General features: G+C 60.0%; 13 protein-coding genes. 3 read left to right on the forward strand and 10 right to left on the reverse strand.

Going from position 1 to position 15326, the window contains the following annotated elements; translation table 11 throughout:
* Positions 1-2: 2 nt before the first annotated feature.
* The 7 genes from GIW69_RS24285 to pcaR all read right to left on the reverse strand — a co-directional run bounded on the left by GIW69_RS24285 (position 3) and on the right by pcaR (position 8071).
* Positions 3-1367 (reverse strand): 3-carboxy-cis,cis-muconate cycloisomerase, encoded by a 1365-nt coding sequence (locus GIW69_RS24285; RefSeq protein ID WP_236485308.1) that lies wholly within the window; start codon positions 1365-1367, stop codon positions 3-5.
* A gap of 46 nt (positions 1368-1413) precedes the next feature.
* Positions 1414-2709 carry an MFS family transporter gene (locus GIW69_RS24290; RefSeq protein ID WP_236485309.1) on the reverse strand — a complete coding sequence of 432 codons (1296 nt, stop codon included), beginning with the start codon at positions 2707-2709 and terminating at the stop codon, positions 1414-1416.
* A 111-nt stretch (positions 2710-2820) separates the two neighbouring features.
* Positions 2821-3387, reverse strand: coding sequence for a protocatechuate 3,4-dioxygenase subunit alpha (pcaG, locus tag GIW69_RS24295; RefSeq protein ID WP_236485310.1), 567 nt, complete (start codon positions 3385-3387; stop codon positions 2821-2823).
* A gap of 1 nt (position 3388) precedes the next feature.
* Positions 3389-4093, reverse strand: a complete 705-nt coding sequence (gene pcaH, locus GIW69_RS24300) for a protocatechuate 3,4-dioxygenase subunit beta (RefSeq protein ID WP_236485311.1) — start codon at positions 4091-4093, stop codon at positions 3389-3391.
* Between the two features lie 36 nt (positions 4094-4129).
* On the reverse strand, positions 4130-5332 hold the full coding sequence (pcaF, locus tag GIW69_RS24305; protein WP_236485312.1) for a 3-oxoadipyl-CoA thiolase: 1203 nt from the start codon (positions 5330-5332) through the stop codon (positions 4130-4132).
* A 266-nt stretch (positions 5333-5598) separates the two neighbouring features.
* On the reverse strand, positions 5599-6945 hold the full coding sequence (gene pcaK / locus GIW69_RS24310) for a 4-hydroxybenzoate transporter PcaK (RefSeq protein ID WP_236485313.1): 1347 nt from the start codon (positions 6943-6945) through the stop codon (positions 5599-5601).
* Between the two features lie 283 nt (positions 6946-7228).
* Positions 7229-8071 (reverse strand): pca regulon transcriptional regulator PcaR, encoded by an 843-nt coding sequence (gene pcaR / locus GIW69_RS24315; RefSeq protein ID WP_236485314.1) that lies wholly within the window; start codon positions 8069-8071, stop codon positions 7229-7231.
* 634 nt (positions 8072-8705) lie between these two features.
* Between pcaR and GIW69_RS24320 the strand changes: the two genes are divergently transcribed.
* Together GIW69_RS24320 and GIW69_RS24325 are read left to right on the forward strand one after the other, a co-directional pair.
* The gene (locus GIW69_RS24320; protein WP_236485315.1) at positions 8706-8906 is read left to right on the forward strand and encodes a hypothetical protein; all 201 of its coding nucleotides are present in this window, start codon (positions 8706-8708) and stop codon (positions 8904-8906) included.
* Positions 8907-9271: 365 nt separating this feature from the next.
* Positions 9272-10747, forward strand: a complete 1476-nt coding sequence (locus tag GIW69_RS24325) for an inorganic phosphate transporter (protein ID WP_236485316.1) — start codon at positions 9272-9274, stop codon at positions 10745-10747.
* Between the two features lie 311 nt (positions 10748-11058).
* On the opposite strand, the gene ccoM is transcribed toward GIW69_RS24325, so the two are convergent.
* The 3 genes from ccoM to GIW69_RS24335 form a co-directional block, all read right to left on the reverse strand.
* Positions 11059-11172 (reverse strand): cytochrome c oxidase subunit CcoM, encoded by a 114-nt coding sequence (ccoM, locus tag GIW69_RS26495; RefSeq protein WP_496570957.1) that lies wholly within the window; start codon positions 11170-11172, stop codon positions 11059-11061.
* 143 nt (positions 11173-11315) lie between these two features.
* Positions 11316-11567 carry a hypothetical protein gene (locus tag GIW69_RS24330; protein ID WP_236485319.1) on the reverse strand — a complete coding sequence of 84 codons (252 nt, stop codon included), beginning with the start codon at positions 11565-11567 and terminating at the stop codon, positions 11316-11318.
* Between the two features lie 2 nt (positions 11568-11569).
* A complete protein-coding gene (locus tag GIW69_RS24335; protein WP_236485317.1) occupies positions 11570-11911 on the reverse strand; it encodes an aspartate-semialdehyde dehydrogenase in 342 nt (113 codons plus the stop codon).
* Between the two features lie 220 nt (positions 11912-12131).
* Between GIW69_RS24335 and rapA the strand changes: the two genes are divergently transcribed.
* Positions 12132-14978 (forward strand): RNA polymerase-associated protein RapA, encoded by a 2847-nt coding sequence (gene rapA, locus GIW69_RS24340; protein WP_236485318.1) that lies wholly within the window; start codon positions 12132-12134, stop codon positions 14976-14978.
* Positions 14979-15326: the final 348 nt, after the last annotated feature.

A 15326-nucleotide genomic window follows, 5' to 3' on the forward strand; every position in this document is an offset into this window, starting at 1 on the left:
CTTCAGACAGTCAACGCGTTATGTTCGGCCACCGCACGCTCGACCCAGACGTGTGCCTGGCCGAGGTAATGGGCGGGATTGAGCAGATGATCCAGTTCAGCGGCGCTGAGTTCAGCGGTCACTTGCGGCTCGTCGCCGAGGACGGCGCGCAGATGGCGCTGTTCGGCCACCGCACGTTTGCAGCATTGTTCGAGCAGATGATGCGCGGTGTCGCGACCGACCCGTTGGGCGAGGACGATACTCACCGCTTCGGCCAGCACCAGCCCTTGCGTCAGTTCCAGATTGCGCGCCATGCGTTCGGCATCCACTTCGAGGCCATCGGCCAGCAGCCGCGCCTGTTGCAAAGCACCCGAAACGAGGCAGCAAATCTCTGGCAGGGTTTCCCATTCGGCGTGCCACAACCCGAGGCTGCGTTCGTGCTCTTGCGGCATGGCGCTGAACAGTGTCGACACCAGTCCCGGCACCCGCGTCGCCGCGCCGATCAACACCGCCGCACCCACTGGATTGCGTTTGTGCGGCATGGTCGATGAACCGCCCTTGCCCGGTGCCGACGGTTCGAACACTTCCGCCGCTTCAGTCTGCATCAACAGGCTGATGTCACGGCCGAGTTTGCCAAGGCTGCCGGCGATCAGGCCAAGCACCGCGCCGAACTCCACCACGCGATCCCGCTGGGTGTGCCATGGCTGTTCCGGCAAGGTCAGTTGCAGTTCTTCGGCCAACGCTTGGGCAATCGGCAATGCCTGATCGCCCAGCGCCGCGAGGGTGCCGGACGCGCCACCAAATTGCAGCACCAGCAAACGCGGCTTGAGTTCGTGCAGACGCTGACGGCTGCGCGTGACGGCGCCGAGCCATCCGGCGATTTTCATGCCGAGGGTCACTGGCGTGGCGTGTTGGAGCCAGGTGCGACCGGTCATCGGCGTGGCCGAATAACGCTGAGCTTGCTTAGCCAACACCTCGGCCAGTTGCGACAGATCGCTTTCGATCAGCGTCAATGCCCTGCGCAATTGCAAGATCAGCCCGGAATCCATTACATCCTGGCTGGTCGCGCCCAAATGCACATAGCGCTCGGCTTCGGCATCGGTCGCGGCGATCTGTTTGCCCAACGCCTTGACCAGCGGAATCGCCGAGTTGCCGGCCGTGGCAATCGCCTCGCCCAGTGCAGCGAAGTCATAGAGACCGGCGCTGCAAGCTGCTTCGATCGGTGCAATGACACTCGATGGAATCAATCCGACCCGTGCCTCGGCCCGGGCCAATGCCGCCTCGAAGTCGAGCATCGCCTGCACCCGGCCCTGATCACAGAACACTTCGCGCATGTCGCGGGCCGTGAAGTAGGCATCGAACAATTGATTGCCCGGTCGCTGAGTCATAAACAGTCCTTGCTGGCGCGGGCCAGCGTGGCCCGCGCGCATCGGTTTAGAGATCGTGGTGCAAATACGCCGCCTGTTTCGGCAGGCGCAGGCTGAACAGGAACGCCACCGCCATCATCACCGTGACATACCAATAAAAGGAGTTTTCCATGCCGATGTTCTTCAGGCTCAGGGCGACAAATTCCGCCGATCCGCCGAAGATTGCGTTCGCCACCGCGTAGGCCAGACCGACGCCGAGGGCGCGGACTTCCGGCGGGAACATTTCGGCTTTCACCAGGCCGCTGATCGAGGTGTAGAAACTGACGATGGCCAGCGCCGCCGTGATCAGAACAAAAGCCAGGAACGGGCTGCTGACGCTTTTCAGGCTGAGCAGGATCGGCACGGTGAACAGTGTCCCCAACGCGCCAAACCACAGCATCGAATTGCGTCGGCCGATCTTGTCGGCGAGCATGCCGAAGAACGGTTGCATGCACATATAGAAGAACAATGCGCCGGTCATGATGTAGCTGGCGGTCTTGGCGTGCATGCCAGCGGTGTTCACCAGGTATTTCTGCATGTACGTGGTGAACGTGTAGAAAATCAGCGAGCCGCCAGCGGTGTAACCGAGCACGGTGATGAACGCGGCTTTGTGGTCACGGAACAGCGCCACAATGCTGCCGGCGTCTTTGTTCTCGCGCATTTCCTTGCTGGTGGTTTCTTTCAGCGAACGACGCAACAGCAGGGAAATCACCGCCGCCGCCGCACCGACCACGAACGGAATCCGCCAGCCGTAGGCACGCAGTTCTTCTTCGGAAAGGAATTGCTGAAGAATCACCACCAGCAACACCGCCAGCAGTTGCCCGCCGATCAGGGTCACGTACTGGAACGACGCGAAAAACCCGCGCTGCCCCTTAAGCGCAACTTCACTCATATAGGTCGCGGTGGTGCCGTACTCGCCGCCCACCGACAAACCTTGCAGCAGACGTGCAAACAGCAACAGCACCGGCGCCCAGACGCCGATGTCTTTGTAGGTCGGCAGGCAGGCGATGAGCAACGAGCCGAAGCACATCATCAGCACCGAAATCATCATCGAATTCTTGCGCCCGTGCTTGTCCGCCACGCGGCCGAAAATCCAGCCACCAATGGGACGCATCAGGAACCCGGCGGCGAATACGCCAGCGGTGTTCACCAGTTGCACGGTGGGGTTATCCGAGGGGAAAAACGCTGGCGCGAAGTAGATGGCGCAAAAGGCGTAGACGTAAAAGTCGAACCATTCGACCAGGTTGCCCGACGAAGCACCGACAATGGCGAAGATGCGCTTGCTGCGCTCCTCGCCCGTGTAATGGGAAGTGAGGGTGGTCATTATTTTTTACTCTGTAGGGACTGTGAGAGTCTAGACATACTTTGCAACAGTCCCGTTCCACAGTACGCAATGATCGTTCCCACGCTCTGCGTGGGAACGATCGCGCGCAAATCAATAATCGAAAAACACTGTCTCGGCGTCTGTGCCTTGCAGAATTACATTCCACTGATAAATACCCGCTGCATCCTGCTTCGCCAGCAATGTTCCACGGCGCTCGGCCGGCACGCATTCCAGCAGCGGATCGTTGACGTTGGCTGCCTCGCCTTCAAAGTAAATCCGCGTCAGCAAGTGCTTCACCAGACCGCGCGCAAACACCAGCACCACCAGATGCGGCGCCTGGGTCGTGCCTTTGAGGCCCGGTACGGTGCCCGGTTTGATTGTGGTGAATCGGAAGCGCCCTTCGGCGTCCACCGGTACACGGCCGAACCCTTCGAAATGCGGATCCAGCGGCTTGTTCTGCTCGTCTTCCGGGTGGTCATACTTGCCGGCGGCGTTGGCCTGCCAGACTTCGAGCATGGCGTCGTTGACGACATCGCCATTACCGTCGACAACTTGCCCGGAGATCGCAACGCGCTCACCGAGGGTTTGTTCGACCGTGAGGTCTTCGCGGTTCAGCCAGGTCAGGCCGATGTGGTAATACGGTCCGACGGTGTGGGATGTGGTGGCAGTCAGGGTCATCTTATTTCTCCATCGGCGTGGCATCACGGCCGCGCAACACGATGTCCCAGCGGTACGCGAGGGCGTAGGACGGAATGGTTTTTTCCAGATCGAATGCGGCGATCAGACGCTCTTTTGCCGACGTGTCCGGCACGCAGTTGTAGATCGGGTCGTAGGCCAGCAGCGGATCGCCCGGGAAATACATCTGCGTGACCAGGCGCGTGAGAATGCTCGGCCCGAACAGCGAAAAATGGATGTGCGCCGGACGCCAGGCGTTGTGGTGGTTGCCCCACGGATAAGCGCCGGGCTTGATGGTCTGGAATTGATAGCAGCCGTCGGCGTCGGTCACGGTGCGGCCGGTGCCGGTGAAGTTCGGATCCAGCGGCGCGTCGTGCAGGTCGCGAGCATGGTTGTAGCGGCCGGCTGCGTTGGCCTGCCAGATTTCCACCAGAATTCCTGGCACCGGCAAGCCGTCTTCGTCGAGCACACGACCGTGGACGATGATGCGCTCGCCTTGCGGCTGGCCTTCATGCTGCGCCGTCAGGTCGTTGTCGCCTTCACTGATGTGCTTGGCGCCGACGGTCGGACCGGTGATTTCCGACAGCGAATGAGGCAGAAACACCAGCGGCTTCGACGGCGAACGCAGGTTGGTAGATTGATACGCCGCGTGCAGGTACGGCGGTTGGGTGCCTTCCTGTGGACGACGGTAACCAGGCTTGTCAGTCATGTTGCTTTCCTCTGTTCTTATAAGTCGCAGCCGGTGTCAGACGCGTTCGATGGCCAGTGCCAGACCTTGGCCGACACCGACGCACATGGTTGCCAGACCTTTCTTGCCACCGGACTTTTCCAACTGGTGCAATGCGGTCAACACCAGACGCGCACCGCTCATGCCCAACGGATGGCCCAGGGCAATCGCGCCGCCATTCGGGTTGACCTGCGGCGCATCGTCCGCGAGGCCGAGTTCACGCAGCACCGCGAGGCCCTGGCTGGCAAACGCTTCGTTGAGTTCGATCACGTCGAAATCGCTGACCGCCACACCGAGCCGCTCGGTGAGTTTGCGCACCGCCGGCACCGGGCCAATGCCCATCACCCGAGGTGCGACACCGGCACTGGCCATGCCCAACACTTTGGCTCGCGCCGTAAGGCCGTGCTTTTTCACCGCTTCGGCGGAGGCCAGAATCAGTGCCGCCGCGCCGTCGTTCACGCCCGAAGCGTTGCCGGCGGTGACGGTTTTGTCCGGGCCGTTGACCGGCTTCAATTTGGTCAAGGCTTCCAGGGTGGTTTCGGCGCGAGGATGCTCGTCCTGGCTGACCACGGTTTCACCTTTCTTGTGGGCGATGCGCACTTCGACGATCTCTTCAGCGAAGTAGCCCGCAGCCTGCGCGGCGGCAGTGCGTTGCTGACTGCGCAGGGCGAAAGCATCCTGATCGGCGCGGGACACTTTGTAGTCGTCAGCAACGTTATCAGCGGTTTGCGGCATCGCGTCGACACCATATTGCGCCTTCATCAACGGGTTGATGAAGCGCCAACCGATGGTGGTGTCTTCCAGCTTCATGTTGCGCGAAAACGCTGCGTCGGCCTTGCCCATCACGAATGGCGCGCGGGACATCGACTCGACGCCGCCGGCAATCGTCAACTCCATCTCTCCGCTGGCAATCGCGCGAAATGCGGTGCCGATGGCATCCATGCCCGAAGCGCAAAGACGATTGAGGGTCACGCCCGGAATGGTTTCCGGCAGGCCCGCCAACAGCAACGCCATACGCGCCACATTGCGATTGTCTTCGCCAGCCTGGTTGGCGCAGCCGAGGAACACTTCGTCGACGGCGTTCCAGTCGACCGATGGATTGCGCTCCATCAAGGCCTTGATGGGCACGGCGGCCAGGTCGTCGGCGCGAACGGCAGCCAGTCCGCCGCCGAAACGGCCGATAGGGGTGCGAATCGCGTCGCAAATATAAACGTCACGCATCTTGCTTCTCCCGGTGTTTGGCCGTGGGCCGCGGGTAATAAAAAGGCGCGAGGTTCAGCGCCGGAATCACCGCAGAGTAAGCCGCTGCAGAAGGCCAAACAATCCGATAATCGACTGAGTGTTCGCTGATCGAACGGATTGTTGTTTTTTATCGTCATCAAAAGCTTCGCGAGCAGGCTCACTCCCACACTGCGATTTATGCCCTGTGGGAGCGAGCCTGCTCGCGAAGACGCCCGCAAACTCAGCGAAGATTTTTGGATCTGACCTCAGGTCGCATCCGCATGGCTGACCATGCCCTTGATCACCACCGCCGCGGTCGCCAACGCCGCCGGAATCACCAACGCGGTCAACACCTGCTCGAAATTCCAGCCCAGGCCCAACAGCGTCGCGCCCATCCATGCACCCAGAATCGCACCGAACCGGCCGATCCCCAGCATCCACGACACGCCGGTCGCACGGCCCTGCGTCGGATAGAACCGCGCCGCCAGCGACGGCATCGCCGATTGCGCGCCGTTCACACACATGCCCGCCACCAGCACCAGGGTCGCCAGCAATGTGATGTTGCCCAGGCTCTGCCCCACCGCGTAGGCGAACACGCCGGCCAGCAGGTAAAAAGTGCCGATGACCTTGTGCGGATTAAAGCGATCCATCGCCCAGCCTACGCCGACCGCGCTTAACACGCCGCCGAACTGGAACAGCGCACCGATAAACGCCGCCTGCTCCATGCTCGCGCCGCTGTCACGCATCAGGGTCGGCAGCCAACTGGTCAGCAGATAAACGATCACCAGGCCCATGAAGTAAGTCAGCCACAGTAACAACGTGCCGGTGCTGTACACGCCGGAGAAGATCACGGCGAAAACGTTGCGCGCCTTGACGGTTTTCTGTTCCGGCACACTGAAACTCGACGCTTGAGCGACCATCACCGGATCGATCGGCGCGAGGGTTTTGCGCACTTTGTCGGTGCCGCGATTACGCACCACCAGATAACGTGCCGACTCAGGCAGCCAGAACAACAGCACCACGGCGAGGATCAGCGGGAGGATCCCACCGATCAGCAGCAGGCTGTGCCAGCCATAAGCCGGAATGAGTTTGGCCGAGATGAAACCGCCCCCCGCCATGCCGAGGTTGAAGCCGCAGAACATGCTGGTCACCAGCAAGGATTTCTTGCGCTCCGGGGTATATTCCGAGAGCAACGTGGTGGCGTTCGGCATGCCAGCGCCCAAGCCCAGCCCCGTCAGGAATCGCAACACCAGCAATTGATCAACGTTGGTGCTGTAAGCCGACGCCAGACTGAATGCACCGAACAACAGCACGGCGCCGACCAGTACGACCTTTCGCCCGAAGCGGTCGGCCAGCGGCCCTGAGCCCAGTGCGCCGAAGACCATGCCGATCAGCGCGGCACTCATCACCGGGCCGAGGCTGGCGCGGTCGATACCCCAATCCTGAGACAGCGCCGGGGCGATGAAACCCATCGCGGCGGTGTCGAGGCCATCAAGGAAAACGATCAGGAAACACAAAATCACCACCCGCCACTGATAGCGCGAAATCGGCTGGGCGTTGATGAAGGACTGCACATCGAGGCAGTTACCTACAGCGGACTGAGGCTGGTTCATTATTTTTATTCCACGCAAAAAAACGCAGTCGAACGGCGGCCGGTCAAGGCTGACACGGTCACAAGGATAGAAAGCCGGGATCTGGCGTTACGCCAGGATTGGCGACGCGGGGGGAAAACCGAAAAGCGTACGCATGGCGAATGTGCCTCTGATCATTATTATTGGGGGGACATCGGGGCGCTTCTGCTCAAGCATGCCCGATGACGCTGCCGCGACATTAATGATCCGAGGGTTTTAGCGTCAATTCGATAAACGCAACACTGTGCGTTTATCGAACACTTCGTCAGGCGAACAACTGCGCACTGAGGTCGCGACTGGCACTTAACAGCCCCGGAAGAAAGCGCTGCTCCAGCTCTGTTCGAGTGACGCGGCTGGCATGGGTACTGACGTTGAGGGCCGCCACGACCTGGCCGGACGCGTCATAAACCGGCACGGCAATCGAACGCAGGCCTTGCTCCAGTTCCTGATCGACGATGCACCAACCCTGTTGCCGTACTTCCTGCAAACACTCGAGCAGGGCGACAGGGCTGTGAATGGTGCGGCTGGTCTTGGCGACCAGATCGGCGTGGTCGAGGTATTCGCCCAGCGTCGTGTCATCCAGCGCCGCCAGCAGAATTCGTCCCATGGACGTGCAATACGCCGGCAGACGCCCGCCCACCGAAAGATCCACCGAAATCAGCCGCTGAGTGGTGGCGGAACGGGCGATATAAAGAATGTCGTCACCTTCCAGCGTCGCCATGTTGCAGGCTTCATGCAATTGCTCGCTCATGCGATCCAGATACGGCTGCGCGGACACCGCCAACGGCGTCGATGACACGTAGGCATGGCCGAGCGTCAAGACCTTGGGCAGCAACGAATAGGTGCGTCCGTCCGTAGTGGCGTAACCGAGTTTGATCAAGGTGTGCAGGCAACGGCGCACGGCGGCGCGGGGAATTTCGGTGCGGTGGCTGATCTGCGCGATGGTCAGGTGGCGCTTGCGCTCCTGGAATGCCTGCACCACGGCCAGCCCACGGGCCAGGGACGTCATGAAGTCAGGATCACCGGTCAACGCCTGAATACGCTTGGCGGGCGAGGCAACAATCGGCGGCGCCACCGATGTAAAGGAATTGCGCAATTGATCGTTCATTTCGGCTTCCTTATTCCTGCATGATTCAGCGACCCTACAGGCGGCTGGCAAACTGACGTCCACGCACAATGACGCCGAGGTCGGGCGATTATCGAACCGTTGGGCGATAATCGCAATCACCCCTCGTCGCGGGGCCAATCCGATCAGCAATGAATTGAGATGAACTTGGTTCGCCATTAATTGCTCTACTAATTGGCGTCAGAAACTGATCGCTACCAGAACATCAGTGCCAACTAGCGGCAAAACTAGTGGGTGCCAAACAATCACACATCCGGATGCGTTTTTAACTTGGCAAAGATAGTCAATCTGGAATCGATAGCTATAATGCACCTCAGTGGCGGCCGCGGTTTCTTAATTACCGATGGCGCCACTGGTTGATGCGATGTCCATCGCCATCAACCCGACCAGCGCCTGACGCCCATTGCTTACGCTCAGCCCTCGCGCTCGCCGAAACAGGAAACTGATGCTGCGTCAGTTTTAATCTGGTGCCGCAGCCGCCTGCAACATGGAAGTCTTGATCGTTTCAGCAAAAGCACCGATGCCAGTCCGGCATGGGTCTTTTGGCGGATCTGCTCAATGGGTTCGTTGCAGTGCGTATCACCAGACATTTATCTCAACTTAAACAGGTAGCACTGTGACGAAAGACGAACTGCGCGCGGAACTTGAGCGCCAGGAACAACGTTACAAGGACGTTTACGGCGGGGAAGTCACCACCTACGCCGCCCAGCCCGAACCGGAACGCAAGCCTTGGCGCAAACGCGCGACCGTTCAGGATCAGGTCTTCCAGCAAGAACTGGAAAAAATGGAAAAGGAACTCAAAGCCGAAGAGCCTTGAGTCCGAGTCCAAACATCAGCGTACGCACCCGTTGAAAGCGCGGCGCCGCGAAGTTGCCTTGCGTGCCTGCTACCCGCGGGCAAAGGCCACCCTCCTGCGTCCTACGAGGAGTCGGGGTGTGTCCGATTCATTTCAGAGATATTTCACACAGGCGTTTGGGCCGTCCGCGCACCCGACAAAACGCTTGGCGTTTCGGCATTTCTCTAGACCAATCAACGGCTTGCAATACCCTGCAAAAACCTCTGGCTTAGGTCATTGCGACAAATTAATTCGTTGAAGAATGTTACCAGTGAGCAGGTAGGGGATCGATTTCCCAGCTTTTCTGGCATAATCGCGCCCCCTTATGACCGGGTCAGAAAACCTTCATGATCGATTTATTCAGCGGACTGGATGCTTGGGTGCTTGTGAGCCTCTTGCTCGCCCTCGCATTTGTCCTCGCCTTCGAGTTCATCAATGGATTTCATGACACCGCTAACGCGGTCGCCACTGTTATCTACACGAAAGCGATGCCGCCTCACCTGGCCGTGTTCTTTTCCGGTGTGTTCAACTTCCTCGGCGTGCTGCTGGGCGGTGTTGGCGTGGCGTATGCCATCGTCCACTTGCTGCCGGTTGAGCTGCTGATCAATGTGAACACCGGCCATGGCCTGGCGATGGTGTTCTCGTTGCTTGCCGCCGCGATCACCTGGAACCTGGGCACCTGGTACTTCGGTATCCCGGCCTCCAGCTCCCACACGCTGATCGGTTCGATCCTCGGTGTCGGCCTGGCCAACGCCCTGATCAACGACATTCCATTGGCCGATGGTGTGAACTGGCAGAAAGCGATCGACATCGGCGCCTCGCTGGTGTTCTCGCCGATGGCCGGCTTCCTGATCGCCGCGCTGATCCTGATCGGCCTGAAATGGTGGCGTCCGCTGTCGAAGATGCACAAGACACCGGAACAGCGCCGCAAGATCGACGACAAAAAGCACCCGCCGTTCTGGAATCGCCTGGTGCTGGTGATCTCGGCAATGGCCGTCAGCTTCGTGCACGGTTCCAACGACGGTCAAAAAGGTATCGGCCTGATCATGCTGGTGCTGATCGGTATCGTGCCGGCACAGTTCGTTCTCGACCTGGGCAGCAGCACCTACCAGATCGAACGCACCCGCGATGCGACGCTGCACTTGAGCCAGTTCTACAAGCGCAACGCCGATTCCCTGGGCGAATTCCTGGCCCTGGGTAAAAGCGTAGAAGGCGATTTGCCGGAGAAATTCCGCTGCAACCCACAGCAGACAGAACCGACCATCAACGCCCTGCTCGGCACACTTAAAGGCGTAGCGGACTACCACTCGCTGCCGTCGGACAGCCGCATCGAAGTGCGTCGCTACTTGCTCTGCCTCGACGACACGGCCAAAAAAGTCGCCAAGCTGCCCGGCCTCGAAGCCCGCGAAAAAGCTGACTTGGACAAACTGCGCAAAGACCTGACCACCACCACCGAATACGCCCCGTTCTGGGTGATTCTGGCGGTCGCACTGGCCCTCGGCCTGGGCACCATGGTTGGCTGGAAACGCGTAGTACTGACGATCGGCGAGAAAATCGGTAAACAAGGCATGACCTATTCCCAAGGCATGTCGGCACAGATCACCACTGCCAGCCTCATCGGCCTGGCCAACATCTTCAGCCTGCCGGTCTCCACCACACACGTCCTGTCCTCAGGCGTGGCTGGCACCATGGTCGCCAACAAAAGCGGCCTGCAAGGCGGCACGGTGAAAACCATCCTGCTCGCCTGGGTGCTGACATTGCCAGCGACCGTCGCGCTGTCCGCCGGGTTGTTCTGGCTGGCATCGAAGGCGCTGGGTAGCTGATAGTTGAGGTAATGAAAAAGGCGCGATTCGAGAGGATCGCGCCTTTTTTATTACCTGCGGAGAATGGAACGCAGAGCGTTCCGAGAAGCATCTTTGTTCTGGGCTGGTAACGGATTTTGCGTCCACCGCCCGTCACTGTAGGAGCGAGCCTGCTCACGAAAGCGTCAATTCAGGCGACATCCAAACAGCCGTTACCGCAGCAACGGATACCCCAACAACCTGGTTGGCCCACAGGCCGCCAAGGATAAAAAAAGGGGCAACCGAAGTCGCCCCAAAATGCCTTGCGTGCCCATCAACCCAAAACGACGCGATCACTTCTTCCGCTTATGCGCGTCCTTCCAGATAAAAAACCCAAACCCTGCAAAAAACAGAACCATGAGGCCAACCGTCAGCACTCCGGCGATCACCACGTTGTCGAAAAACATGACTGGCCTCCTGCATTTGCCCTGTTGCGATAGAACCAAATTAACCCATCAGGCAGGCGCAAATATTGACCCGGATCAATAGCGGTCAAAGGAGAAATAAAGAAGAGGATAAAACTGACCTGCATCAACAGATGCAGGAAGGATCAACGCTTTTTCGGCTTGTTCTTCGACTTTTTCTTGGTTTTACCCAACGGCATCGCCTGCTCAAAGGCCTGGCGAACCTCGTTCAGACGCTTCTCGTTGAGGTCATGAACCCGCTTGGCACGTTCAGCAGTAAGGTCGATCAGCTTGTCATCTTGGCTCATGGCATTCGTACATCGCAGGGAAGTCATCACATCTGCCATAAAAACGGCAGGACTGCGCCAATCATGCGGCCAGGCATACAGAGTGGACAACCTCAGATTTCGATATCAACCCACAACCCCTGGCGCGGCTGGTCTTCCATCAGTGGCACCACTGGCACGGTATTGTCGGCGTTCAACTCCGTGCCGGGAATCGCCTGGTGTTCTTCCGGGTCTTCGTCAGCCTCGCGGCGACGGCGATCACGCTCTTGCTGCCGGCGCTGTTCTTCGCGCCGTTGCAGCGCGGCTTCTTCAGGGTCGCGGTTTTGCAGGTCGATCGTGCTTTCATTAGAGCTTTCCTGCACCGGCACCACCGGCGGAATATCCGGCCGCTGGCGGATCGGATCCTGCTGGGAAGTGATCGGCACGGCGCTCAAGGGGAGCATCGGTGGCAGCATATAAAGGTTCTCCTATGGGCAGGCTATCGGCTGCGGGCATAGCGGCTTGAGCCACCGGTCGCAAATCTGTGACGCATTTTGTATCGGACAACATAAATCTCAAGCGTTCCCAAAGATCAAAAGATCGCAGCCTGCGGCGGCTCCTACCGTAGTAATCCTTTGGCCCGGAGCCCTGATTCCGTTAAGATAGCCCGCTTTTTCAAGGTGGGAGTCAGGCAGCATGGCGCAGCAGTATCAACCGGGGCAACGCTGGATCAGTGACAGCGAAGCCGAGCTGGGTTTGGGCACCGTTCTGGCACAGGACGGCCGCTTGTTGACCGTGCTCTATCCGGCCACTGGCGAGACTCGCCAGTACGCGCTACGGAATGCGCCCCTCACCCGCGTGCGGTTTTCGCCGGGTGATTCGATCACTCACTTCGAAGGCTGGAAACTGACCGTTCAGCAAGTCGACGACGCCAACGGCCTGCTGGTCTACCACGGTCTCAACGCGCAGAACGAAGCCGTCACCCTGCCGGAAACCCAGCTGTCGAACTTCATTCAGTTCCGTCTGGCCAGCGACCGTCTGTTCGCCGGGCAGATCGACCCGCTGTCGTGGTTCTCCCTGCGCTACAACACCCTGGAACACACCAGCCGCCAGCTGCAGTCCTCGCTCTGGGGTCTGGGCGGTGTTCGCGCCCAACCCATCGCTCACCAGTTGCACATCGCCCGCGAAGTCGCTGACCGCATCGCGCCCCGGGTTTTGCTGGCGGACGAAGTGGGTCTGGGTAAAACCATCGAAGCCGGTCTGGTGATCCATCGCCAGTTGCTGTCGGGCCGGGCTAATCGCGTGTTGATTCTCGTGCCGGAAAACCTTCAGCACCAGTGGCTGGTCGAGATGCGCCGCCGCTTCAACTTGCAGGTCGCGCTGTTCGACGAAGAACGCTTCATCGAAAGCGATGCGACCAACCCGTTCGAAGACACCCAACTCGCTCTGGTTGCGCTGGAGTGGCTGGTCGATGACGAGAAGGCTCAGGACGCCCTGTTCGCCGCGGGTTGGGATTTGATGGTGGTCGACGAAGCCCACCACCTGGTCTGGCACGAAGAGAAAGCCAGCCCCGAGTATTCGCTGGTCGAACAACTGGCCGAAGTCATCCCGGGCGTGCTGCTGCTCACCGCCACCCCGGAACAACTCGGTCAGGACAGCCACTTCGCCCGTCTGCGCCTGCTCGATCCGAACCGTTTCCATGACCTGGCGGCGTTCCGCGCCGAGAGCGAAAATTATCGCCCGGTGGCCGAAGCCGTTCAGGAACTGATGGACAAGGGCCGTCTCTCGCCTGAAGCCCACAAGACTATCCACGGTTTCCTCGGCAACGAAGGCGAAGCCTTGCTGACCGCCGTCAATGATGGCGACACCGAAGCCAGCGCCCGCCTCGTCCGCGAACTGCTTGATCGCCACGGCACCGGCCGCGTGCTCTTCCGTAACACCCGTGCCGCCGTGCAGGGGTTCCCGGAGCGCAAACTGCACCCGTATCCACTGCCATGCCCTGACGAATACCTCGAACTGCCGCTGGGCGAACACGCCGAGTTGTACCCGGAAGTCAGCTTCCAGGCGCAACCGGACGCCAGCGAAGAAGAGCGCTGGTGGAAATTCGACCCGCGCGTCGAATGGCTGATCGATCAGCTGAAAATGCTCAAGCGCACCAAAGTGCTGGTGATCTGCGCCCACGCCGAAACCGCGATGGATCTGGAAGACGCCCTGCGCGTGCGCTCCGGCATCCCGGCCACGGTGTTCCACGAAGGCATGAACATCCTTGAGCGTGACCGCGCTGCCGCCTACTTCGCCGATGAAGAATTTGGCGCGCAGGTGCTGATCTGCTCGGAAATCGGCAGTGAAGGTCGCAACTTCCAGTTCGCTCACCACCTGGTGCTGTTCGATCTGCCGGCTCACCCAGACTTGCTTGAGCAACGTATCGGCCGCCTCGACCGGATCGGCCAGAAACACATCATCGAACTGCACGTGCCGTACCTGGAAACCAGCCCGCAAGCGCGCCTGTTCCAGTGGTATCACGAAGCACTGAATGCGTTCCTCAATACCTGCCCGACCGGCAACGCCTTGCAGCATCAGTTCGGCCCGCGCCTGCTGCCGCTGCTCGAAGAAGCCGATGACGGCGAGTGGCAAGCGCTGATCGACGAGGCGCGCAACGAGCGTGAGCGCCTTGAAGCCGAACTGCACACCGGTCGCGACCGTTTGCTGGAGCTCAACTCCGGTGGTGCCGGTGAAGGTGACGCGTTGGTCGAAGCGATCCTTGAGCAAGACGATCAGTTCGCGCTGCCGATCTACATGGAGACCCTGTTCGACGCGTTCGGCATCGACAGCGAAGACCATTCGGAAAACGCCCTGATCCTCAAGCCGAGCGAAAAAATGCTCGACGCCAGTTTCCCGCTGGGCGACGACGAAGGCGTAACAATCACATACGACCGCAACCAGGCGCTGTCGCGTGAAGACATGCAGTTCATCACCTGGGAACACCCAATGGTGCAGGGCGGCATGGATCTGGTTCTGTCCGGCTCGATGGGCAACACCGCCGTCGCGCTGATCAAGAACAAGGCGCTGAAACCGGGCACGGTGTTGCTGGAACTGCTTTACGTCAGCGAAGTGGTGGCGCCGCGTTCGCTGCAATTGGGCCGTTACTTGCCGCCGGCCGCCTTGCGCTGCCTGCTCGACGCCAACGGCAACGACCTGTCGCCGCGCGTGTCGTTCGAAACCCTCAACGATCAACTGGAAAGCGTACCGCGCGCCAGCGCCAACAAATTCATCCAGGCCCAGCGCGATCAACTGACGCCACGGATCAACGCCGGTGAAGACAAGATCGCCCCGCGCCACGCCGAGCGCGTGGCCGAGGCCCGCCGTCGTCTGGCGGCTGACACCGACGAAGAACTGGCGCGCCTGACCGCGTTGCAAGCGGTCAACCCGACCGTACGCGACAGCGAACTGGTCGCGTTGCGCGAACAACGTGAACAAGGCCTGGCGATGCTCGATAAAGCCGCGCTGCGTCTGGAAGCGATCCGGGTGTTGGTGGCTGGTTAATCCGCCCTGCTCCACCGCTGAAAACAAGAAGGCCCGCAGTGATGCGGGCCTTTTTGTTAACCGGGAAATGCTCGTTCCAACGCACCGCGTGGGAACGATCAATGGCCTGCAGCGATGCAGGCCTTTTTGTCATTTGTCAGCTATCCGGCGATGCAGCCGGCCTATTCGCTGGCAAGCCAGCTCCCACAGGTTTTTGTAAAAGCCCCAGCCTGTGTGGACGACCCGGACACTGTGAGACCTGGCAAGCCAGCTCCCACAGGTTTTTGTACCGCCCCAGCCTGTGTGGACAGCCCGGACACTGTGAGACCTGGCAAGCCAGCTCCCACAGGTTTTTGTACCGCCCCAGCC

It is taken from the genome of Pseudomonas syringae (assembly GCF_021605415.1).
GTDB lineage: Bacteria > Pseudomonadota > Gammaproteobacteria > Pseudomonadales > Pseudomonadaceae > Aquipseudomonas > Aquipseudomonas syringae_S.